We start from the raw sequence: 20,313 nt of genomic DNA, 5'->3' as shown, positions 1-20,313 counted from the left end.
TTAGTCTTTCTTTTTTTTCTTTTTGCGCTTCTTTTTATCTTTCACTTTCTTAAATCCGTTCTCCTGAAGGCTTACAAATGCCTCGTACTTTTCCAAGGGAAGACCTGCCTTTAATTCCTCATCTTGTTTTAGAGTTATTTTTTCATAGCCTTCCTTCATTTTTTCAGGTGGCAATTTCAATATTTGCATCTCTATACGCTCTTGTAAGTACTTTTTTAAGGTTGATGACAATACCGCTTCTTCAAATGCATTAAGGCCTAGCTTTTCCGAAATCTCCGGCATCTCTGCATCCACAATCTGTTCTGCAGTTAGTTTTTCCGGTTCCTTGGGTGTTTCAACGGCTTGTGGAATACTATTTCGTTGTCTTCCATATCCGTAGCCATTACCGTAACCATTGCCGTATCCATTACCGTAACCGTATTGGGCATTTAAAATAGGAAATGATAAAAGCACCAATAAAATGCTTAAAAATAATTTTTTGTTTGTTTTCATAATGTTTACTGCTTAATGGGATTCCAAAATTAAATGAAGGTTTAACCGATAAGGGTTAAATGTTTGTTAAATTGGGTCTGCCCCAATTATCATAGAACATTAAAGCTGAATTTACCTCAAGGTCAAGGAGGTAGTTTCACTTCCGAAATTTAGCTAATAGGTAAAGAATGGATTAGGTTAGAACAGCTCCATTATTTTTTCTGGGGGACGTCCTATTACCCCTTTGTTCTTATAGATTACGATAGGACGCTCTAATAATTTAGGATTTTCTACCATTGCCAGTAGTAATTCGTCATCCGTAAGGTTTTTACCTTTATACTTTTCCTTCCAAATGGTCTCGTTTGTACGGATTAGTTGTATTGGTGAAATTCCAAGTATTTTCACTATATCTTTCAGCTCCTTTTTGGTTGGAATGTCCTCGAGATACTTTACAATCTCAAATTCCTTCCCCGATTCGGTTAAAATAGCAAGTCCTTGTCTGGATTTGCTGCATCGGGGATTGTGGTAAATTTTGATCATCGTTAATCGGATTTAAAAATTCAATAGTAATTGCTGGTTGTTTTTAGAATAATTGGAGGAACTTAATAACAGGTATTCCATAAACCTATTCGTCTTCCTTTTGTCCCATCAACATTAGATAGGCTTTTAGGAAGCGGTCTATATCCCCATCCATTACCGCATCTATATTGCCAGTTTCTTCACCTGTACGTACGTCTTTTGCTAATTTATACGGGTGCATAACGTAATTTCGGATCTGTGAACCCCATTCAATCTTCATTTTGGAGGATTCAATTTCCTGTCTTGCTTCCATTTTTTTACGTAGTTCTATCTCGTATAACTGAGATTTCAGCATTTTTAATGCCGTTGCCCTGTTATCGTGTTGAGATCGGGAATCAGAACAGGAAATTTGGATACCTGAGGGTTTATGGGTCAATTGTACCTTGGTTTCTACCTTGTTTACATTTTGGCCTCCAGCACCACTAGACCTGGCTGTAGTGATTTCTATGTCGGCCGGATTGATATCGATTTCTATACTGTCATCCACCATAGGATAAACATATACAGAGGCAAAGGAGGTGTGTCTTTTGGCATTGCTATCGAAGGGCGATATGCGGACCAACCTATGCACCCCGTTCTCGCCTTTAAGCCAACCAAAACTATATTCACCTTCTATTTCTAAGGTTACGGTTTTTATTCCCGCAACATCTCCTTCTTGGTAGTTCAGTTCCTTAATCTTATACCCGTGCTTTTCGCTCCACATCATATACATTCGCATGAGCATGGCGGCCCAATCACAACTTTCGGTTCCTCCTGCTCCCGCAGTAATCTGTAAAATTGCGCTAAGTTCATCCCCTTCGGAGGAGAGCATATTTTTGAATTCCAACAATTCTAAGGCATCCAAGGTCTTTTCATAGTGGTTGTCCACTTCTTCTTGACTCATTTCCCCTTCTTTCAGGAATTCTAAAAAAACCTCCAAATCACCCACTAAGCTTTTGGCATCGTTAAAACCGTCTACCCATTGTTTTTTGGATTGAATCAATTTCATATGTGCTTGGGCTTCCTGCGGATGGTCCCAAAAGTCGGGAGCCATAGTTTTTTCTTGCTCGTTCTCTATTTCTATAAGCTTGGCATCTAAGTCAAAGATACCGTCTTAAGGCACCAAGGCGATCTAAAAGGCTCTTGTAATGGTCGGTATTAATCATATTTACTCATTTTGGGCAAAAATAGAACTTAAGTATGGTTGTACAATCTATTTTACATAAATTTAAAAATTCAATATAAAGAATAATGACAGACTATATTTTAGTTTACCAGGCAATAGGCTTGGGTTTGTTTGAGAGTAATGCCCAGTTCCCTAAAAAAAGTATAGATTTTGCATTGTATAATGGAAATTTCAATTATTTACAGCTATCCAAATCCATATGAAAATCAATCTAATTAGCGATACTGTTACCAAACCAAGCGTTGGTATGCTAAAGGCGATGATGTCTGCAGAAGTGGGTGATGACGTTTTTAAGGAAGATCCCACCGTAAACCGGTTAGAGGAAAAAGTGGCCGCACTTTTTGAGATGGAGGCAGCGCTGTTCTTTCCAAGTGGTACTATGGCCAACCAGACCGCAATTAAGTTACATACCCAACCTGGAGAGCAATTGATCTGTGATAAATACGCGCACATTTATAATTATGAAGGGGGAGGAGTTAGTTTTAATAGTGGAGTTTCCTGTAAGTTGGTAGATGGTGATAGGGGGATGATGACTGCGGCCCAGGTAAAAGAGGCCATTAATCCACCTGATTTTTACCACAGTCCACTAACTACGCTTGTTTCCATAGAAAATACGACCAATAAAGGCGGTGGTGCCTGTTGGGATTTGGAGGAGCTAAAATCCATTCGCAAGGTATGCGATCAGAATTCCTTAAAATACCATTTGGATGGTGCAAGGTTGTGGAACGCCCTAATAGCCAAGAAGGAAGTACCCCAGCAATATGGTAAATTGTTCCATACCATAAGTGTTTGTCTTAGTAAGGGGCTTGGTTGTCCCGTAGGCTCCGTTTTAGTGGGCGATAAGGAGACGATAAAAAGGGCGTTAAGAATAAGAAAGGTTTTCGGAGGCGGTATGAGACAGGCGGGCTTTTTGGCAGCGGCTGGAATATATGCCTTGGACAATCATAGGGAGCGATTGGAAGAAGATCATTACAAGGCCAAGGAAATAAGTACATTGCTCAAATCCCTGCCATATATTAAATCGGTTGCACCTACGGAAACCAATATTATTATCTTTGAATTGGATGAGCAACAAAGGAGTGTGGAAGACTTTCTTGAAAGTATGAAGCAACAGGACATTCATATAATTGGTATGGGGCAAGGAAAACTGCGAATTGTGACCCATATGGATTATACGGACGGGATGCACAAGTCGTTTTTGAAGACCCTAGCACGATTATAGGTCGATGGTATCGGGCAAAAGGGTAATGCTGGTCTTAATATTTTTGATGCCGTTTTCCATTCCTGCCTCTGAGCTATAGAACATAGAATTGCCAATTAGCTTTCCATCGCTATCCTTCAATAGAAAAAAAAACTTTCCGTTGTAATTGGTCTTGCGTTCAAACGAGGAATGGCGTAAGATCAATTCTTTAAGTGTTGCTATGGTCCACTCTAATTTTTGCTTGTCGCTAAAGGGGACACTCTGTAATAGATTATGTCCGCTTTCTGATTGTAAAGTAAAGGAAAAGGTGTGGTCTAATTCTTGTTTTATCCGTATCATTGGCTAGGCATCTTTTTCTAAAGTTACATAAAAAATAGCAATGAATACAATTGATGAGTGAAGTTGCTTTAGACAGATGTAGCAATCTTTTTGGAGGATATAGGTTAGCCAATTTACAGATGTAAATCACTATTGAAGGTGGTTCTAGTCAGTAAATTGTTGAAGTTTAAAATTGATATGATTACCGATCCTGACGTAAAAAATTCATATATCGTTCCATATCTCCTTGGCCCATATAGCCAGATATGCTGGATAAACCTTTGCCATCTGGACTAATAATTTTCATAAAAGGAAATAATCCTTTCTTGTTCCATTGTGCCAACAATTCCTTGTTCTGTTGCATTTCCTCCGCGCTAATCTTTTCCTTTTTCCGAGGAAGATCTACATAGAGAAGCACATAATTCTTGGTGATATCGGTAAAGTGCTGAGTATCTAAAACATTCTTTTTAAGCACTTTACATGGGGCGCACCAATCACTTCCGGTGAAATACATCAGGATTTCAGAATTGCTTTTCTGGGCTGCATTTTGAGCATCCTCATAATTGGTATACCATTTCTGAGCTATAGTAGTATTATTGTCCTGTGCACTTAGAAATATTGGTAGTAAAAACAAATAAATAAAATACTTCATCTAAGAACGTAATATGAAAATCATTAGGTTATTGCCAATAGCTATTTTAAGAACGAATCCATACCCGGAATATTGGGCATTCCTTCTTTGGCCACTGCAGCCAATTCGTTTTCATTGATAGTGGTGGCTTTTTCTATGGCCTTATTTAAGGTAAGGATCAAATAATCTTCCAATTGTTCCTTATCCGCTAACAGGCTATCATCCACTGAAATGGATTTTATAGTCCTATTGGCTGTTATACTTACCTTTAATAAGCCGTCTGGTGATTGTTCGTCTATAATCACCGTGTTGAGTCGCTCTTTAGTGCGTTGTACTTTTTCTTGGGTTTCTTTCAATTTCCCCAACATACCCATCATATCTCCAAACATAATTAACCGTTTAAGTTTTCAAGAATCAAAATTAGTGAATAGAATTGATTTTTTTCGCAAATAGCGACCAACTTCCAAAAATGAAATAATAATCTTAAGACCGGTACCGAATCGAGCTATTCCCAGACGACTCTATATAACCCTTTCGGTAGACGAAGGCCAGAGGCATGCCTAGGGGTAGACTAAGCTTTAATTTTGATCATTCAGTATTCGGTAATCGCTTTTGTGATTGTGGGAGATAAGGAGAGTAATTTTTAATGATTTTCTGTCCGTACAGCTAGTATATTAATATTACTTTTGCATTTTCTTTTTAAATTCCATTCCTATGCAACAACAATTACTCCCTCCGAGCCTGAAAAAAGTAGCCAAAGAACTCACAAAACATGGAGACACAAGAGTAGATCCATACTATTGGTTAAACGATAGGGAAGATCCGGAAGTCATTGCGTATTTGGAACAGGAAAATGCTTATTACGAGTCGCTCACCGAGCATACCAACGAATTAAAGGAACAATTGTTCCAGGAAATGAAATCGAGGATCAAGGAGGACGACTCCTCAGTGCCATATAAGTACAATGGATTTTGGTATTCCACCCGTTTTGAGATAGGGAAGGAATATCCCATTTTCACCAGAAGGTATCAATTGGAAGATGCCCCGGAAGAAATAATGGTCGATTGTAATGATATGGCCAAAGGATACGATTATTTTAATTTAGGCGGATTATCTGTCAGTCCAAATAATAAATTGGCGGTCTTTGGGATAGATACGGTTTCTAGAAGACAGTATACCCTAGGCTTTAAGAATTTGGAGACGGGTGATCTATTTCCCGATAAAATAGAAAATACTACTGGAGGTGCGGTATGGGCAAATGATAATAAAACTATCTTTTATACCCAAAAGGATCCGGTGACGCTACGGTCTAACAACATCTATAAACATGTATTGGGTACTCCAACGGAAGAGGACGAACTGGTCTTTCATGAGGATGATGATACCTTTACCACCTTTGTTTACAAAACAAAATCCCGAAAATTTATTGTTATTGGTTCGGCAAGTACCATGACTTCGGAATACCAGATATTAAATGCGGATACTCCTGCCGGAAATTTTAATATGTTTTCCAAAAGAGTACGGGGGTTAGAATATTCCCTTGCACACTATGGTAGCGACTTTTATATTCTTACCAATAAGGATGGGGCTACTAATTTTAAGGTGATGAAAACTTCGGAAGAACGGACGGAGGCCCATCATTGGCTAGATTTCATTCCTCATAGAGAGGCGGTGCTAATGGAGGACATAGAAATATTTAACGATTACTACGTACTCTCTGAACGGGAAAACGGTTTAAACCTTATAAAAATAGTGCGATGGGATGGCACTGAAAGTTATTATTTGCCGTTTAATGACGAAACGTATACCGCTTATGCAGGGACCAATCCGGATTTTGATACGGAAATACTTAGGTATGGCTATAATTCCATGACTACACCTAGTTCTGTCATAGATTTTAATATGCGGACCAAGGAAAGTGAGGTTAAAAAAGAACAAGAAGTGTTGGGGGGCAACTTCCAAAAGGAAAACTATATCTCCGAAAGGGTGTGGGCAACTGCAGCAGATGGAGTAAAAGTGCCTATTTCACTGGTATATCATAAGGATACCAAGTTAGACGGAACTAGTCCGTTATTGCAATATGCCTATGGGGCATATGGGTACACCATAGATCCCTATTTCTCAACGGTACGGTTAAGTCTATTGGACAGAGGGTTTATTTATGCCATTTCCCATATAAGGGGAGGGGAGTATCTAGGTAGGAAATGGTACGAAGATGGTCGTCTCCTGCAAAAAAAGAACACGTTTACCGATTTTGTAGATTGTTCTAGATTTCTAATCGAAAAAAAATATACAAGCCCATCCCATCTATATGCTATGGGTGGTTCTGCAGGGGGACTTTTAATGGGGGCAATAGTAAATTTGGCTCCTGAAATTTATCATGGAATTATTTCCGCGGTACCCTTTGTTGATGTATTAACGACCATGCTGGACGATTCTATTCCGTTGACTACGGGAGAGTACGATGAATGGGGAAATCCCAATGAAAAGGAATATTATGATTATATAAAGAGTTATTCCCCTTATGACAATGTTGTTGCGCAGGAGTATCCCAATATATTGGTTACCACTGGGTTACACGATTCTCAAGTGCAATATTTTGAACCTGCGAAATGGGTAGCAAAAATTAGGGAATATAAAAAGGATGAAAATTTATTACTTTTTAACATTAATATGGATGCGGGTCATGGTGGGGCTTCCGGGCGATTTGAATCCCTAAGGGAGGTGGCAAAAGAATATGCATTTTTATTAGATTTGGAGCAATAAATTAAATAATCCAAAAAAAAGATTAATTTTGTACCATAAATATTGACGAAAATTCATTGCGTCAATGAGTTCTAAACCTAGAAACTGTTTATGGAACATAAGATAAATGCTTATAACAACCTCCTAGAACTTATAGGAAACACCCCATTAATCAAATTAAATAAAATTGCAGCATCCTTGACCGGCAATTTTTACGCCAAGGTAGAAGGCTTTAATCCAGGACATTCCTCAAAAGATCGTATTGCACTTCATATTATTGAAGAGGCGGAGCGTAGGGGAATATTAAAGGAAGGAAGCACTATTGTAGAGACCACTTCGGGAAATACGGGTTTTAGTATTGCTATGATCAGTATTATTAAGGGATACGACTGTATTTTGGCAGTTAGTTCTAAATCTTCCCAAGACAAAATAGATATGTTGAGGTCTATGGGAGCTAAGGTCTATGTGTGTCCTGCACACGTTAGTGCAGATGACCCAAGGTCTTATTACGAGGTAGCAAAGAGATTACACGAGGAAACGGAAGATAGTATCTATATCAACCAATATTTTAACGCTCTGAATGCTGATGCCCATTACCACAGTACTGGACCGGAAATTTGGGATCAGACTAACGGACATATTACCCATCTAATTGCCTGTAGTGGAACGGGAGGTACCATTTCTGGAACTGCCAAATACCTTAAAGAACAAAATCCGGATATCCGTGTTATTGGAGTGGATGCCTATGGTTCTGTCTTAAAAAAATATCACGAAACTGGTGAGTTTGACAATAAGGAAATATATCCCTACCGAATTGAAGGTTTGGGGAAAAATTTAATTCCTACAGCGACCAATTTTGAACTTATAGATGAATTTGTAAAAGTAACTGACGAGGAAAGTGCTCATACTGCCCGTCAGATTGCCAGAACTGAAGGAATTTTCGTTGGCTATACCAGTGGTGCCGCGATGCAAGCAGTTAGGCAATTGGACCAGTTAGGAGAATTTGATGAAAACAGTAATGTAGTTGTGATTTTTCCAGATCATGGCTCCAGATATATGAGTAAAATATACAGCGACCAGTGGATGGGCGACCAGGGCTTTTTTGATAGCAAAAACATTGAAGAACCACAGAAAATAGAATTTATAAAATAAAAAGTATGTAGTTTTTCACAATTTAAAAGCAACGGTTGGTAAGTCGTTGCTTTTTATGTTCTAATTAAAGTGAATGTTTATTAAAAATATATACTTTTGCACTAACAATCAACGCAGTCTAGATGAGAGATTTATTTGACAGGATTATCGAAAATAAGGGTCCATTAGGAAAATGGGCCTCGCAAGCAGAAGGATATTTTGTTTTTCCAAAATTAGAAGGTCCTATATCAAATAGGATGAAGTTCCAAGGCAAGGATGTTATCACTTGGAGTATTAATGATTATTTGGGATTAGCCAATTTGCCAGAAGTTAAAAAGGTAGATGGTGAAACAGCAATGGAATATGGAGCTGCATTCCCAATGGGAGCAAGGATGATGAGTGGACATACCGAATTCCATGAGCAATTGGAAGAGGAATTGGCAGCATTTGTTCAAAAGAAATCGTCCTATCTACTGAATTTTGGTTATCAAGGAATGGTTTCGGCCATTGATGCATTGGTATCCAAGGATGATATTATTGTTTATGACGTTGATTCCCACGCCTGTATTATTGATGGTGTTCGTTTACATATGGGCAAGCGGTTTACCTTTAAGCATAACGATATGGAAAGCTTGGAGAAAAACTTAGATCGCGCCGTAAAAATGGCAGACCAGACCGGAGGTGGAATTTTGGTAATCACGGAAGGTGTTTTTGGCATGAGGGGTGAGCAAGGGAAACTAAAAGAAATCATTGCTTTAAAGGAACGATATAATTTCAGGTTATTTGTTGATGATGCCCATGGTTTTGGAACTTTAGGTGCTACAGGAGCAGGTGCAGGGGAGGAGCAGGGCGTGCAGGACGGTATAGATGTATACTTTGCCACCTTCGCTAAAGCTATGGCTGGTATAGGAGCCTTTATAGCCGCTGATAAGGAAATTATAGATTATTTGAAATACAATCTTCGTTCACAGATGTTTGCGAAATCCTTACCCATGATCTATGTGAAAGGAGCATTGAAACGTTTGGATATGTTGCGTACTCAGCCAGAACTGAAAGCAAAACTATGGGAGAACGTAAATGCGCTTCAAAACGGACTTAAGGAAAGAGGTTTTGATATTGGCACCACAACAAGTTGTGTTACGCCTGTATATCTTAACGGAAGTATCCCTGAGGCAATGGCCTTGGTAAAGGATCTACGGGAAAACTTTGGAATATTTTGTTCTATTGTTGTTTACCCTGTTATTCCTAAAGGGTTAATACTTTTAAGAATGATTCCCACCGCAACCCATACATTACAGGATGTGTCAGAAACTTTGGAAGCATTTTCTGTAATTAGGGAACGATTGCAAAATGGAACCTATAAAAGATTGTCCGCTGCAGTTTCTGCTGCAATGGGAGAATAATTATAATTCAATACTGAAAAATGCCAACTTTATTTCTAAAGTTGGCTTTTTTCGTTTATAAACCCCTTGTTGCTCTTTTTTAATTCCAAGGTTACCTTTGTCAATAAAACCTTTCTAAAGAGATGTAGCTGTTTGAGAAACCGAGCAATAGTATTCACCATCAATATCAATCATTGAAAGTCCCCAAAATGGATGGACCCGAAAAACAGAGGTATTTAAAAGATTTGAAACTTTTATATTCAATTCTACGACAGTATGTTTATGACATAATCATATGTAGACATTCTTTGAATTAATGTTATTTCGCCTCTATTTTCTTGTAGTATTTATGATGGTGTCATGTTCCTCTCCCTAGAGGACTGATATCATTTTCGAAGATTTTGAAAGTGGTAGCTTTGATAACTGGAACACATTAGGTGTAGCCTTCAACAACCCTTCTAAGCTTGATTCTGTTGCAGAACAAATTGAAAATGTAGAAGTTGATTTTTTTGCATTTTCCAATTTCGAAGGATTTGGAGAAAGTATTGGTCAGGTTTTACTAGTCTCAGGAAACTTTATTATCAATCGATCCTATATCCACTTTCGGATAGCAGTCGGCAATCACGATACACGAGAATGTATAAGCCTTATTGTGAATAATAAGGTTGTATCTACAGTAAACTCAGGCAATTTCACCGTGTCATTGCTTTGTGCTTGCAGCGCATTTCCAGATATTAATCCTGAAAGTAAAAAAAACCAAGGAGCGCTGACGTAATACGATTGATTGTTTTCATTGGTTTTTGGATAACTTTTACGGTTAAAAGATTTAAGATACGATTTTTGGTGCTTACATTAATAAGCATGGATTTGCATAAGTTCTAGGTACTTTCCTTCAATCAATCTGCTCAACCTCCATATATCCAGTAATAGGATCTATTCAAGTTTTAGTGGCTTCTTTGGGTATCCCTCCCTTAACATATCCAGCAATTTACTTCCATAAACGGTACGTCGGTACTATTTGGTCTTATATAAATTGAATTTTATGTAAATATTTTTCATCATTTCCAACGTTCTGGTCTCGAGGTTACGAAAGGTAAAATATCTTGATTCTTTTGTTTAAAACTATGGATTTCAAATCCAAAGTGATTTATCTTAAGATTCTCGAAATAATAGTGTAATTTTTAATCCTATATAATAGTTATATAAAGGTGTTTTGGGACGTTCCAATGAATTCTTTGGGACGAAATTTAGGCTCAAAACCTGATGTTTTTCTATCGTTAACTTATTTTAGTGAATTCAATTCAAAAATAGGGATAGTCGTAAATTATGCTGTTTCTGACATCTAATCATGCAAATAAAATAAACGAAAAAGACTACAGTGAGGACCAAATATAGATAGGGTAATTGCTTAGGATAGAACATTTTTAATTGGCATGAACGTTCATCGATAATGAAAAGGGAACCAAAATCTTATCTATGAATAGCTAGGTTGATTCCGAGGAAGCGATTAGCCACCATGGTCCTTTTATTGGCCAGTTTGGTATTTAGTGATAAATGATAATTAACAAAGAAATGACAGATATGGAAATAAACCTTGAGTTAAGCAAGATAAGTATACTAATAGGGAGTATAAAAGCTAGAACGGAACAGTTCACTTTTATTAAAAGATGCAGTATGTGTAAAAAGTACCTGATACCGATTTTCGCTATTTTGGGAACCCTAGGTTGCACAGCACAGCGTAACTCTTCCACGGTCTCCCTTTTTGACGGAACAACCTTAAAGGGTTGGGAGGTCGTAAACAAAGACAACAGCAAGTATTGGTCTGTAGTGGATAGTGTCATAACTGGGGGCGATGGAATTATTAACATTCCCACCAACACATATTTGCGTACGACTGAAAGTTATGGGGATTTTGAATTCCGAGCTCTTTTTCGTTTGACCGGGGACCATGAAACTGGCCTGATGAACAGCGGGATTCAATACCGTTCTATACTAGAAGGTAATACTATCATTGGGTATCAAGCGGATATCGGTAAAGGGTATTGGGGGGATATCTATGATGAGCACCGACGCGCTAAACTTATCGGAGGGGATCTCAGTACGTTACGGCACCTTCTGAAGGAGGATGGTTGGAACAGTTACATTATAAGGTGCAAAGGAAATAAGCACGAACTGTATATCAACGGGGTAAAGACCACGGAGTATGATGAAAAGGATCCGGAAATTCCGTCGAAGGGAGTTATTGGTATTCAGTTGCACAGTGGCGGCAATGCGAAGATCGAATTTAAACATATAACCATAACCAAGCTTTAAGGAATTCTAAACATTAACATTACGCCACGGAATGAAAATCAAGAACTTATTATTTTTATACAGCGTTGTCATAGTCTTGTCCTGCCTGGGATGTAAAGAAAGGTCATCTACATCCCAAACTATGGATGCTACAGGGACCGAATACCCAGATTACAACCGTAAGACACAGTCCGCAAGGACAGAAATCTATTCTCCAGAAAAAGAATTGGCCGGGTTCCAAGTTCCGGAAGGCTTCGTTGTAGAATTGGTTGCCAGTGAAAGGGACGGCGTAGTCAATCCTATCCATATGGCATTTGATGATGCGGGAAGGTTGTGGACACAGACTGCGGAGATGTATCCTCTGGACCCTGTCTCCGATATAGGATGGCAGGATTTGCTAAAACTTATGGATAATCCTGCAGCCCAGGAAAAAGACCCCAATTTTAAAAGAATTTTTGATCTGTACCGGGGCAAGACCAAAGGAGAAGATAAAATTCTAGTGCTTTCCGGTCTATATGGGAAAAAAGGAGTAAAAACAACTGTATGGGCAGACGGACTTGCCATACCACAGAGCATATTGCCCTATAAAAATGGAAGTTATGTGGCCCAGGGTTCTGAATTGTTTTTCCTAGAAGATACGGACAATGATGGTAAGGCCGACAAACGTACGCCTTTGTTCACCGGATTTGGGATTACCGATACTCATACCATGGCCCATGTACTGGTGCGAGGTCCTGGGGATTGGATTCATTTTAGTCAAGGTGCCTTGAACAAAGGGGAGGTGAGTTCCCTGGTAAGTGATGCCAAAATCCGTTTGGATTACAGCAAAATAGCCCGGTTTTCCTTGGATTCCAAAAAGATAGAGCTGGTCAGTTCGGGCCTGAATAATATTTGGGGCTTTAAGCTCAGGGGCAATGGCCAATGGTATGGAATGGAAGCCAACGACCTGGGGTATTCTGTGGTCCCGATGGAAATAGGGACGGGTTTCCCCGGTATTGGCAACGAACGTCTACGGCCATACCAGCCTTGGATGCCAGAATTGCATAAATTCCGTGTCGGGGGAACAGGAGTTTCCGGAGTTGCTTTTGCGGACGATCTAGAAGGGAGCTTCCCGGAGGAATGGAAAGATGTGGCCTTTATTGCAAATCCTATTACCAGTGCCATCAACGCAGTCAAGATAGAGCGCAACAACGATGGTACCGTTTCTGCAGAACACCTGCCAGATTTTTTGATCTCAAAAGATGATTGGTTCAGGCCGGTGAACATGGCGTTTGGTCCTGATGGGTGTTTATATATTGCGGATTGGTACAATAAGATCGTCTCTCATAATGAAGTGTCGACTTCGCATCCGGACCGTGATAAATCCCATGGACGTATTTGGCGGATCCGCCATAAATCCCAAAAACCACGGGAAATTCCCAATTTTCATGAGGTCCCAACAAATGAACTGGTCGGTTATTTAAAATCTCCATCAATTTGGGCGAAAAGGGCTGCTTGGCACCAGATCAGTGACCGTCCTATCCAAGAGACCAAAGAGCTGGCCACGGACCTTGTGTCACTTGCTTCCGATAGTTCACAGCACGAAGTAACCCGAATCATGGCTCTTTGGTCCTTGGAAGGAATAAAACATTATGACCAATCGCTGATAATATCATTATTAAATACCCAATTGGATAATCTTAGAAGAGAGGCGGTCCGCTCCCTCCAATCCTTTTCCCTAAGTACCGATGAACTTGCCTCCTTGCTAACAAAGCCTTCCAAGGATAGTAATCCTATGGTTAGGTCTCAAGTGCTAAGGACGTTGGAAGCGGTAAATACAGCGAATACCGCGACCATTGGCCTTTTGGTCGGGGCCTGTAGGCCACCTCTAGATGGTAATGCCATGGGCGGGGCATACGAACGCAATTTTGAAAGATTTTTGGCCAGGAAGGCCCTTGAGAACTATCCAAAAGAGCTGTTGGCTTTTATCCAATCTCCCAAAGTTGCCCAATACGACACCTCCAATTTAATTTGGGCGAGTCAGGCATTGCCAAAAGAAGAAAGGGAACAGGTCTTTGTAGATTTATGGAAGAAATCTGACAACCAGGGTTTTGATGAAGCTACTTTTATAATTGTGGCCGGGATGCTGGAGAACAGGAGCGTACTGGATATTGTACTACCAGTTTTGGAAGATAATAATAAAGCCCACGAACATGTTTCGCTCACCCTTAAAAACTTAGCATCGGTGCAATCCATGGAATTGTCGAAGGCTTTGAAGGGTCCCATAAAATCGTTATTGAAAAGCGAGGACCTCTCCGAGCAGATGTTGGGATTGGAAGCTGTCGGAAAATTAAATATCCAGGGCTTAAGAAACGAGGTATTGTCTTTGATCGATAAAACTTCATCCCCCGAAATGATCAAATTGGTGATGTCTGCACTTAAGAAAAGTCCTTCTGAAAACAAAGCCACCTTTATCCAAATTGCAAAATTGGATGATCTGGATATCGAGTTAAGGGCTACTGCGGTACAGACGGTAGCCGTTGCAGATGTAAATTCTGCTCTAAATATTATGGAGGACTGGTTACCCAATTTGGATGTAGCCCAAAAGAAGACCGTGGTTAAAACAATAGCCACTTCAAAAGAAGGGGGTGCCCTTTTAAAACAGCTGCTGGATAAGGAGCTAATCAGTGCCAACGAATTTGATCTTTCAAGTGCAGAAAAAGTAGTCCAGTACGAACCAGAGGACGAAAAGGGAGTACAGCTTTTTGAGCAGGTCAAGAAAAGGATCGAGGAGGAAAAGAAAGGCTTGGAGTCCAGATTGGATCGATTTATGGCTATTGCGGAGAAAGGGGAGGGCAAGCCTGAAAATGGTGAAAAGCTCTTCCAGACCTGTCTCTTATGCCATAGTGTAGGAAATAAAGGATATGATTATGCACCTGCACTGGATGGTTCGGCCTTACGTGAAAATGAGGCGCTGTTGACGGCAATATTGGATCCCGATGCGGCATTGGAAAGTAGTTATGCTATATATAGGGTTACCAAGAACGATGGGAGCAATATAGAAGGATACCTAGTTAAAAAGGATGATAGGGGCACTACCATTGGATTTATGGGGGGTACTACCCAGTTTATCCAAGCCTCGGAAATTAGGTTCGAAGGTTTTATGGGAGGACGTTCCTTTATGCCCAAAGGTCTGATAGATAATTATTCGGACGAACAAGTGTCTGACCTATTGGCATTTATTAAGACTTTAAAATAGTTTAGAAAATATACCCTGTGATTTTCTACCCAAAAGGGGATATACCTCTTTTCTAGAAATAGAAGTGAAAAGCATTGTAGTCAACTTAATAACCAAAGAATAGAATTATGACAAGACATTACGGAATGTTCCAATTTAAGGAAGGGATAAGTGAAGCGGAAATTGAAAATTGCTTTGCCAATATGAAAGCAATGGTAGGAAAAATACCGGGGTTGTTGGACATGGAACACGGCCCATATGATAGTACGGAAGGACTTAACGACGGCTACACCCATGGTTTTATCATGACCTTCGATAGCCCAGAAGCCAGAGAGGCATATCTACCCCATCCCATTCACGAAAAGGTGAAAGACGTGGTACTACCAAAATTGGAGCGGGCCGTTGTTTTTGACTTTAATGTTTAATGAAATAATATGCTTATGGCCATTAAGGATAAACGTATAGTAATGCTCGGTTGTTTTGATACCAAGGGGGAGGATTTCACCTATCTACTTCAATGTCTTGGTATGCAGAATCAGCCTGTAATTACGATTAACACAGGGGTCATGGATACTTCCGTTGACTTCCCCATCGATGTGGACAGTGGATCAGTGGCGGCCGCCTCGGGTACAAGTTTGAAGGCTATCCGTGAATCTGGCGATCGCGGAAAAGCGGTAGAACTGATGGGGAAAGGTGCTGCTGGCATCCTTGCAGACCTTGTTTCCAAAGACCAGGTCATGGGTGTCATTGGAATGGGTGGCGGAGGTGGCACCTATATCATCTTGGAAGCCATGCAGGCAGTTCCCTTGGGCATACCCAAACTATGCCTTTCCACGGTAGTGGCCAAAGACCTATCTAGACAGATCAGGGTGAAAGACATCACCATGATGTCCTCCGTGGTGGATGTGGCCGGTCTCAATAGGATCAGCCGCTTGTTGATACGGCAGGCTGCGGCAGCCATAAGTGCCATGGCCCAAGTAAAGGAGGATTCTTCGTCGCCCATCAAAAAAAATATTGCAATCAGTATGTTCGGGAATACTACAAAATGTGTGGACAAATGTACCGAACTTTTAAAGGATAGGGGATATGAGGTTATGGCCTTCCATGCCACCGGAGTGGGAGGGGCCACCATGGAATCGCTTATCCGTGAAGGTGTTTTTGATGCCGTATTGGATGTGACCACTACAGAACTGGCCGATGAACTTTGTGGGGGTATTTTAAGTGCCGGCCCGGACCGATTGACCGCGGCCTCAGAAATGGGAATTCCCCAAATAGTGGTACCAGGCTGCTTGGATATGGTGAATTTTGCCCAAGTGGATACCCTTCCCCAGAAATACAGGTCAAGAAGGCTCTATAGTTGGGCGCCCGACGTAACACTAATGCGGACGGATAGCAAGGAGAACAAGATTTTGGGCAAACAGCTAGTGGATAAATTGAAGCAGTCCAAGGCCCCGGTAGAAATCTTGATTCCCTTGAAAGGAATATCGCAAATAGACCACGTAGGTGAGATTTTTTATGAGCCCGAGGCAAATAAAGCACTGTTCAAATCCATACAGGAAAATGCGAAGGGCCAACTAGCGGTAGTCGAAATCGACGCCCATATCAATGATGAAGCTTTTGCTAAAATATTGGTAGAACGCCTGTTGCGAATAATGGAATAAAAAAAATACAAAACGAATTACAACCATAAAAGAATAAAATAACATGCCAAATAAATGGACAGGAAAGGGTAACCCTTATACCCGAGAAGAAGTTAGACAGCGATTGCAAAAAACCTTGGCCCAAAAGAAAGCCATCATAGGTGCGGGAGCAGGAACGGGAATAAGTGCCAAATTTATAGAAAAGGGAGGGGCCGATTTTCTGATCATATATAACTCCGGACGCTTTAGGATGTCTGGTCACGGCTCTACAGCCGGACTTATGGCGTATGGCGATGCGAATGCCGTGGCCATGGAAATCGGGGAATTTGAGGTATTGCCAGTGGTAGAAGAGATTCCAGTTTTTTGTGGTGTCCACGGATCGGATCCCCGAAGGAGGATGTGGCATTTCTTGCAACAGGTGAAGGCCATGGGGTTCTCCGGGATCAATAATTTCCCGACCCATTGTATTGTGGATGGTAGTTTTAGGGATATCCTAGAGGAGACTGGGATGGGCTTTTACAAAGAAGTGGAAATGGTTCGTCTGGCTTCTGAAATGGACCTTTATTCATGCGTATATGTCGCCACCCCTGAGGAGGCCGTGCAAATGGCCGAGGTAGGTGCCGATTCCATAATAGCCCATGTGGGGACAACCGTAGGAGGTTCTATCGGGGTAGTGGGCGCAACGGTGAATATGGACTTTGCCATTAAAAGGACCCAAGAGATCATAGAAGCGGGCCGAAAGGTGAACCCAGATATTATTTTCTTGGCACATGGTGGGCCCATCAATACTCCCGAGGATGTTAAGGTAATTCTTGCAAATACGGATGCGCATGGATTTGTAGGGGCATCTTCCTTGGAAAGGATGGCCGTAGAATCCTCACTGACCGCCTTAACACAGCAATTTAAATCCTTGGAACTTTAAGCCAATATAACAATCTAAATAAATGGGCTATCTCGCGCCTAACAACATTTACAGTCGGAGGATATCGATACGGCCTACAGCCTTATGTATTAGGGGAAGCTGAGTATTTGCACTGGGTAACGGTATGGTAGTCAGCACACCGATCTAAATTAATGATATGCCTATGAAGTAAATACCCGAAGCGTGTTGACCAGTGCAAAAGCATCGAACGTTTCTGGAAGTCGATAAAATATGATATGAACATGACCGAAATCTGGTCGCAAATACAGGTTATTGTTTCAGGAGAAATAAGTTGGAAACAAAGTCAAACCTTTAATGATAATTATGAAATGGTCTCGCCATTAAGTACGAATTTAATATTTGGTTGCGCAAAGTCATTTGTCTTTGCGCAACCAATAATATTTAACCTTTTAGTCTATAAAGGTTTTCTTCCACTAATTATATTATACAATATTACAATTACAGCAATAACTAAGAGAACGTGAATAAGACTATTGGTTCCTATTCCCGGAAGTACTCCTAAGATACCCAAAAGCCAAACGACAATAAAAATTACAGCGACTAACCAAAGTAAACTTCTCATAATTATAGGTTTTAAAGGTTGAGTAATAAATATACAAAAGAATTTAACTGAATTACAATACATTAGATAAATAGCTGATAAATAAAAAAAACCTTCCATGCCAAGAACTGGTGCTGGGTTGATTTTCTAATAGCACAATACCGTAACTTGTTGAAATGGTTAATAGTGAAAAGCCTTGAAACTATAAATACTGTTTTTGAGTTATTAGGGCTCTAAATAGTGAGACAACAAGAGAGCAATTTAAGAGGAAATATTTTTTTAATTAGATATATATCTGTGTCATAAAAAAAAGAGGTAGGAAATAAATCCTGACCTCTTTCATAAACTAACTCAAAATACTTCTTTTTTACATTTCTTTTAATAGCCTGTATTTTGTGTGATCAACGGATTGCCGCCTTCATCAGTTCCTCCAAGATCCACTTGGGATTGTGGGATAGGAAAATATTCATGTTTACCATTAATAAAATTGACTCCATTGAGATAAGGACGTATTTCTTTTTCTGCAGCTACATAAGTATTTATTACTTGTTCTGCAATGCCCCAACGTACTAGGTCAAAGAAGCGGTGACCTTCATGGGCAAACTCTAACCTTCTTTCCATTCTTAGTGCTGTCATCGCTTCATTAGCATCTGCAAAAGCAGGATATTCTTCTATGAAGTAATTTGCGGCCGTAGAACTACCATCTAATGTCATAACCTTATTGCCATCTCTTGCCCTTTTCCTTATATTATTTATTATGGTTCTAGCACCTTCAATATCATCTGTGTGTATTAGCGCTTCTGCCCTCCACAATAATACATCGGCATAACGAATAATATAATAGTTCAAAGCACTAACATAAGGCCAAACTGTAAGGTGATGAGGTGAATTGGCAGATACGATTCTTTTTTTAGGTCCATATGGGCCATAGGTAGCTAAATCTCGAGCCCAATCAGCTTGGTAGAGAATTCCTAAGTCTTTATATGGAATGCCGGGACGACCAAGGGTAAAATCAATTCGAGGGTCAACATTATCACTCATTGTTAATTCTGAATTGTCCATACTTGGCAAACCAGCACTATTAGTTTTATAAGCATTTACCAAGTTTTGTGTAGGTCGAAGAAATCCATAAGCTGAATATCTAGGTCCGCCAGGTGCAAGTAATCGGTCCCCTATGGATCCGTTGTAATTGCTAGGATTACCGTCATTTATGGACTGCTGTACGCTGAAAACTATTTCAGGGCTATTATCATTTTCAGGAAGAAAAACATGCTCAAAGTTATCCATTAAACTATAACCTCCATTTAGCATTACATCTTCAGTGGACGTCAGTACCTGGTCCCATTTTCCTTGAAAGAGATATACCTTAGCCAAATAGGCCATTGCAGCATATTTTGTAGGCCTTCCTTTTTGGGATTGTGTTGCTGGCAAAATGGCGTATGCATCATTGAAGTCGGTCTCAATCTTACCCCAAACCTGTTCATTGGATAGTTCGGTGTTAGAAACTTTAAAGTCGGTCAATGAAGTGGCATTCTCATCCAAAAAAGGTATTCTGTTATAAATCTTTTTAAGCTCAAAATAAAAATGACCTCTTAAAAATTTCATTTCGGCTAATCGTTGTTGTTTTAAATCAGATGAAATATCCTCAGTTTCATTCAATATTCCAATGGCTATATTAGTTCGTCTAACCCCTTCGTACAATGCTTTCCATTTTCTTTCAATATCGATTAATGATGGATTGGTACTAAAGATCTCCATTTGGTGAATATTGTTCTGATCACCTGTACCGCCACCACCTTTATAGGCATCATCGGATACTACATCTCCAAAACTCCAGTTAGAGGCGGGAGAATTAAATGCATTACTTGCATTATCTATTTGTCCATTTAAAATACTATAAGCTCCTACTATTAGGGATTCAAGATTTTCTTCTTTAGAAATTTGTTCTTGGGTTAATTGGCCATAGGGATCTTTTTCCAAAAATTCTGATGAGCACGAAACTAGTAGTATTGTTAGTGTAAAATATATTATCTGTTTCATTTTGATATTTTTTTATA

Annotated in this window: 17 protein-coding genes; 9 read left to right on the top strand and 8 right to left on the bottom strand. The window is 39.9% G+C overall.

Annotated elements, in window-relative coordinates; translation table 11 throughout:
• The 3 genes from KCTC52924_RS18100 to prfB all read right to left on the bottom strand — a co-directional run bounded on the left by KCTC52924_RS18100 (position 1) and on the right by prfB (position 2,195).
• Entirely contained in the window at positions 1-492 is a 492-nt protein-coding gene (locus KCTC52924_RS18100; RefSeq protein WP_251807772.1) for a hypothetical protein, read from the bottom strand.
• Positions 493-669: 177 nt separating this feature from the next.
• Entirely contained in the window at positions 670-1,011 is a 342-nt protein-coding gene (gene arsC / locus KCTC52924_RS18095) for an arsenate reductase (glutaredoxin) (RefSeq protein WP_251807771.1), read from the bottom strand.
• An 85-nt stretch (positions 1,012-1,096) separates the two neighbouring features.
• Positions 1,097-2,195 (bottom strand): peptide chain release factor 2 gene (prfB, locus tag KCTC52924_RS18090; RefSeq protein ID WP_251807770.1). Its coding sequence is split into 2 segments (ribosomal slippage): positions 1,097-2,131 and positions 2,133-2,195, totalling 1,098 coding nucleotides; the frame shifts between segments, so codons are not numbered across the junction.
• A gap of 219 nt (positions 2,196-2,414) precedes the next feature.
• Between prfB and KCTC52924_RS18085 the strand changes: the two genes are divergently transcribed.
• Entirely contained in the window at positions 2,415-3,437 is a 1,023-nt protein-coding gene (locus KCTC52924_RS18085; RefSeq protein ID WP_251807769.1) for a low specificity L-threonine aldolase, read from the top strand.
• On the opposite strand, the gene KCTC52924_RS18080 is transcribed toward KCTC52924_RS18085, so the two are convergent.
• From KCTC52924_RS18080 to KCTC52924_RS18070, 3 genes are all read right to left on the bottom strand, one after another.
• On the bottom strand, positions 3,432-3,755 hold the full coding sequence (locus KCTC52924_RS18080; RefSeq protein WP_251807768.1) for a YegP family protein: 324 nt from the start codon (positions 3,753-3,755) through the stop codon (positions 3,432-3,434). The genes KCTC52924_RS18085 and KCTC52924_RS18080 overlap by 6 nt on opposite strands.
• 181 nt (positions 3,756-3,936) lie before the next feature.
• The gene (locus tag KCTC52924_RS18075) at positions 3,937-4,386 is read right to left on the bottom strand and encodes a thioredoxin family protein (protein WP_251807767.1); all 450 of its coding nucleotides are present in this window, start codon (positions 4,384-4,386) and stop codon (positions 3,937-3,939) included.
• Between the two features lie 41 nt (positions 4,387-4,427).
• Positions 4,428-4,754, bottom strand: coding sequence for a YbaB/EbfC family nucleoid-associated protein (locus KCTC52924_RS18070; protein ID WP_251807766.1), 327 nt, complete (start codon positions 4,752-4,754; stop codon positions 4,428-4,430).
• A 325-nt stretch (positions 4,755-5,079) separates the two neighbouring features.
• Between KCTC52924_RS18070 and KCTC52924_RS18065 the strand changes: the two genes are divergently transcribed.
• The 8 genes from KCTC52924_RS18065 to KCTC52924_RS18030 all read left to right on the top strand — a co-directional run bounded on the left by KCTC52924_RS18065 (position 5,080) and on the right by KCTC52924_RS18030 (position 17,694).
• Positions 5,080-7,131 (top strand): S9 family peptidase, encoded by a 2,052-nt coding sequence (locus KCTC52924_RS18065; protein WP_251807765.1) that lies wholly within the window; start codon positions 5,080-5,082, stop codon positions 7,129-7,131.
• Between the two features lie 90 nt (positions 7,132-7,221).
• Entirely contained in the window at positions 7,222-8,262 is a 1,041-nt protein-coding gene (locus tag KCTC52924_RS18060; protein WP_251807764.1) for a PLP-dependent cysteine synthase family protein, read from the top strand.
• A 122-nt stretch (positions 8,263-8,384) separates the two neighbouring features.
• Complete coding sequence (locus KCTC52924_RS18055) at positions 8,385-9,644, top strand: aminotransferase class I/II-fold pyridoxal phosphate-dependent enzyme (protein ID WP_251807763.1); 1,260 nt, start codon at positions 8,385-8,387, stop codon at positions 9,642-9,644.
• A gap of 1,653 nt (positions 9,645-11,297) precedes the next feature.
• Complete coding sequence (locus KCTC52924_RS18050) at positions 11,298-11,936, top strand: DUF1080 domain-containing protein (RefSeq protein WP_251807762.1); 639 nt, start codon at positions 11,298-11,300, stop codon at positions 11,934-11,936.
• 31 nt (positions 11,937-11,967) lie between these two features.
• Positions 11,968-15,153: a c-type cytochrome gene (locus KCTC52924_RS18045; RefSeq protein ID WP_251807761.1), complete on the top strand. Its 3,186-nt coding sequence runs from the start codon at positions 11,968-11,970 to the stop codon at positions 15,151-15,153.
• Between the two features lie 107 nt (positions 15,154-15,260).
• Positions 15,261-15,557, top strand: coding sequence for a Dabb family protein (locus tag KCTC52924_RS18040; RefSeq protein WP_251807760.1), 297 nt, complete (start codon positions 15,261-15,263; stop codon positions 15,555-15,557).
• A gap of 15 nt (positions 15,558-15,572) precedes the next feature.
• Complete coding sequence (locus KCTC52924_RS18035) at positions 15,573-16,793, top strand: Tm-1-like ATP-binding domain-containing protein (protein WP_251807759.1); 1,221 nt, start codon at positions 15,573-15,575, stop codon at positions 16,791-16,793.
• 43 nt (positions 16,794-16,836) lie between these two features.
• Positions 16,837-17,694 carry a phosphoenolpyruvate hydrolase family protein gene (locus tag KCTC52924_RS18030; RefSeq protein ID WP_251807758.1) on the top strand — a complete coding sequence of 286 codons (858 nt, stop codon included), beginning with the start codon at positions 16,837-16,839 and terminating at the stop codon, positions 17,692-17,694.
• A 415-nt stretch (positions 17,695-18,109) separates the two neighbouring features.
• Here the strand turns inward: KCTC52924_RS18030 and KCTC52924_RS18025 are convergent, their stop codons facing one another.
• Positions 18,110-18,277 carry a lmo0937 family membrane protein gene (locus tag KCTC52924_RS18025; RefSeq protein WP_251807757.1) on the bottom strand — a complete coding sequence of 56 codons (168 nt, stop codon included), beginning with the start codon at positions 18,275-18,277 and terminating at the stop codon, positions 18,110-18,112.
• A gap of 357 nt (positions 18,278-18,634) precedes the next feature.
• Positions 18,635-20,296: a RagB/SusD family nutrient uptake outer membrane protein gene (locus KCTC52924_RS18020; RefSeq protein ID WP_251807756.1), complete on the bottom strand. Its 1,662-nt coding sequence runs from the start codon at positions 20,294-20,296 to the stop codon at positions 18,635-18,637.
• Positions 20,297-20,313: the final 17 nt, after the last annotated feature.

It is taken from the genome of Arenibacter antarcticus (assembly GCF_041320605.1).
Lineage (GTDB): Bacteria > Bacteroidota > Bacteroidia > Flavobacteriales > Flavobacteriaceae > Arenibacter > Arenibacter antarcticus.
This window is presented reverse-complemented; position numbering and strand designations above follow the sequence as displayed.

What these genes read in the sequence shown, in the direction of transcription:
- KCTC52924_RS18075 (WP_251807767.1), bottom strand. Translation starts at nt 4,386, where the DNA reads ATGAAGTATTTTATTTATTTGTTTTTACTACCAATATTTCTAAGTGCA.
- KCTC52924_RS18020 (WP_251807756.1), bottom strand. Translation starts at nt 20,296, where the DNA reads ATGAAACAGATAATATATTTTACACTAACAATACTACTAGTTTCGTGC.
- KCTC52924_RS18070 (WP_251807766.1), bottom strand. Translation starts at nt 4,754, where the DNA reads ATGTTTGGAGATATGATGGGTATGTTGGGGAAATTGAAAGAAACCCAA.
- KCTC52924_RS18045 (WP_251807761.1), top strand. Translation starts at nt 11,968, where the DNA reads ATGAAAATCAAGAACTTATTATTTTTATACAGCGTTGTCATAGTCTTG.
- KCTC52924_RS18025 (WP_251807757.1), bottom strand. Translation starts at nt 18,277, where the DNA reads ATGAGAAGTTTACTTTGGTTAGTCGCTGTAATTTTTATTGTCGTTTGG.
- KCTC52924_RS18080 (WP_251807768.1), bottom strand. Translation starts at nt 3,755, where the DNA reads ATGATACGGATAAAACAAGAATTAGACCACACCTTTTCCTTTACTTTA.
- KCTC52924_RS18030 (WP_251807758.1), top strand. Translation starts at nt 16,837, where the DNA reads ATGCCAAATAAATGGACAGGAAAGGGTAACCCTTATACCCGAGAAGAA.
- KCTC52924_RS18060 (WP_251807764.1), top strand. Translation starts at nt 7,222, where the DNA reads ATGGAACATAAGATAAATGCTTATAACAACCTCCTAGAACTTATAGGA.
- KCTC52924_RS18040 (WP_251807760.1), top strand. Translation starts at nt 15,261, where the DNA reads ATGACAAGACATTACGGAATGTTCCAATTTAAGGAAGGGATAAGTGAA.
- KCTC52924_RS18035 (WP_251807759.1), top strand. Translation starts at nt 15,573, where the DNA reads ATGGCCATTAAGGATAAACGTATAGTAATGCTCGGTTGTTTTGATACC.
- arsC (WP_251807771.1), bottom strand. Translation starts at nt 1,011, where the DNA reads ATGATCAAAATTTACCACAATCCCCGATGCAGCAAATCCAGACAAGGA.
- KCTC52924_RS18100 (WP_251807772.1), bottom strand. Translation starts at nt 492, where the DNA reads ATGAAAACAAACAAAAAATTATTTTTAAGCATTTTATTGGTGCTTTTA.
- KCTC52924_RS18050 (WP_251807762.1), top strand. Translation starts at nt 11,298, where the DNA reads ATGTGTAAAAAGTACCTGATACCGATTTTCGCTATTTTGGGAACCCTA.
- KCTC52924_RS18055 (WP_251807763.1), top strand. Translation starts at nt 8,385, where the DNA reads ATGAGAGATTTATTTGACAGGATTATCGAAAATAAGGGTCCATTAGGA.
- KCTC52924_RS18085 (WP_251807769.1), top strand. Translation starts at nt 2,415, where the DNA reads ATGAAAATCAATCTAATTAGCGATACTGTTACCAAACCAAGCGTTGGT.
- KCTC52924_RS18065 (WP_251807765.1), top strand. Translation starts at nt 5,080, where the DNA reads ATGCAACAACAATTACTCCCTCCGAGCCTGAAAAAAGTAGCCAAAGAA.